We start from the raw sequence: 1,041 nt of genomic DNA on the forward strand, positions 1-1,041 counted from the left end.
TTACTCGATGATGGTGGAGACCACACCGGCGCCGACGGTACGGCCACCTTCGCGGATTGCGAAGCGCAGGCCGGCGTCCATTGCGACCGGGTTGATCAGGGTGACAACCATCTTGATGTTGTCGCCCGGCATCACCATCTCGACGCCTTCCGGCAGTTCAACCGCACCGGTGATGTCGGTGGTACGGAAGTAGAACTGCGGACGGTAGCCCTTGAAGAACGGGGTGTGACGGCCGCCCTCGTCCTTCGACAGCACGTAGACTTCGGCGTCGAACTTGGTGTGCGGCTTGATCGAACCCGGCTTGGCCAGGACCTGGCCACGCTCGACGTCGTCACGCTTGGTGCCGCGCAGCAGCAGACCGGCGTTGTCGCCTGCCTGGCCCTGGTCCAGCAGCTTGCGGAACATTTCGACGCCGGTCACGGTGGTCTTCTGCACCGGACGGATGCCGACGATTTCGATTTCTTCGCCGACCTTGATCACGCCGCGCTCGATACGACCGGTCACCACGGTGCCGCGGCCCGAGATCGAGAACACGTCTTCCACCGGCATCAGGAACGGCTTGTCGACGTCACGCTCCGGGGTCGGGATCCAGCTGTCGAGAGCATCGACCAGCTTGATCACGGCCGGCACGCCGATGTCGCTCTGGTCGCCTTCCAGCGCCAGGCGGGCCGAACCCGAGATGATCGGGGTGTCGTCGCCCGGGAAGTCGTACTTGCTCAGCAGCTCGCGGACTTCCATTTCGACCAGTTCCAGCAGCTCGGCATCGTCAACCATGTCGGCCTTGTTCAGGAACACGACGATGTACGGCACGCCGACCTGACGCGACAGCAGGATGTGCTCGCGGGTCTGCGGCATCGGGCCGTCAGCGGCCGAGCACACCAGGATCGCGCCGTCCATCTGGGCGGCACCGGTGATCATGTTCTTGACGTAGTCAGCGTGGCCCGGGCAATCGACGTGGGCGTAGTGACGGGTGGTGGATTCGTATTCGACGTGCGCGGTCGAGATCGTGATACCACGAGCCTTCTCTTCCGGAGCGGCGTC

The 1,041-nt window shown here is 64.1% G+C and carries 1 protein-coding gene; it reads right to left on the bottom strand.

The genetic code is table 11. The features are described from left to right. A partial coding sequence (tuf, locus tag ACVOK1_RS20500; protein ID WP_481563095.1) for an elongation factor Tu occupies nucleotides 1–1,041 on the bottom strand: 1,041 nt, incomplete at its 5' end.

The organism is Stenotrophomonas sp. STEN087 (assembly GCF_056759115.1).